General features: G+C 76.9%; 1 protein-coding gene and 1 pseudogene. One reads left to right on the forward strand and one right to left on the reverse strand.

The annotated features are described in order from the left end of the window. Positions 1 to 371, forward strand: a pseudogene (locus GTW08_RS09635) (hypothetical protein); the annotation flags it as partial. A 101-nt stretch (positions 372 to 472) separates the two neighbouring features. Here GTW08_RS09635 and GTW08_RS09640 read toward each other — a convergent pair. Beyond that, the coding region (locus GTW08_RS09640; protein ID WP_237453693.1) for a thiamine pyrophosphate-dependent enzyme at positions 473 to 1,050 on the reverse strand (578 nt) is incomplete at its 5' end.

Here is a 1,050-nt window from a genome sequence, read left to right on the forward strand (position 1 = left end):
CGACACCGGGCCGCGGGCACGACGATCTGCGCGACCCCGGTGACCCGCGGGGCGGCACGACCGGACCCGGGGCCGGCCCGGCGGCGACCGACCCCGCCACCGGCGGCTCGTCGCTGCTCCCGGCCGACCGGGCCCGCGAGTACCAGGACCGCTGGTCGACGCTGAAGGGCGAGTTCGTCGACGAGCCCCGCCGCGCCGTCCACGGGGCGAACGCCCTGGTGGGGGAGATCCTCGACGAGATGGAGTCGCTGTTCCGTCGTCAGCGCGACGACCTGGAGGCCCAGTTCTCCCGCGACGACGCCTCGACCGAGGACCTGCGCCAGGCGCTCACCCGCTACCGCGAGTTCTTCGACCGCCTGCTGTCCCTCTGACGCCGCGCCGCACGAGCTCCGGGTGCGCCGCACGGGGAAGAACCTGTGCGGCGCACCGCGGGCCCGTGCGGCGTCCGGCTGCGCCCTCCGGACGAGGGGGCTCAGCCCAGGGCGGGGACGATCGCCTCGACCAGGTGCGGACCCGGCTCGGCCTGTGCCCGACGCAGCGCGTCGAGCAGACCCTCGGTGGTGGTGACCCGCTCGGCGGGCACCCCGAGCCCGGTCGCGAGTGCGGTGAAGTCCGGCGTCGGGTCGGACAGGTCCAGCATCCGGCCCGCCCGCCCGGAGTGCGCCGCCTCCCCGGCCCCCGTGCGGGCCAGCTCCACCCGCAGGATCGAGTACGCCGCGTTGTTGATCAGCACGACGGTGACGTCGAGCCGCTCGCGGGCCATCGTCCACAGCGCCTGGGCGGTGTAGAGCGCGCTGCCGTCGGCCTGCACCGCCACCACCGGACGGTCCGGCGCGGCGACCGCGGCACCCACCGCGGCGGGCAGCCCCATCCCGATCGCGCCACCGGTCAGCGCGATCTGGGTGTGTCGCGGCGCGGTCTGCAACGACATCGCCAGCGACGCCGCCGCGGTCAGCGCCTCGTCGACCACGATCGCGTCCTGCGGCAGCGTCGCGGCGACGGCGGCGCACAGCCCCCGCACGTCGAGCGCCCCCGGCGCGGGCTCCGGCG

Origin of the sequence: Pseudonocardia sp. SID8383, from assembly GCF_009864975.1 — a bacterium.
Lineage (GTDB): Bacteria > Actinomycetota > Actinomycetes > Mycobacteriales > Pseudonocardiaceae > Pseudonocardia > Pseudonocardia alni.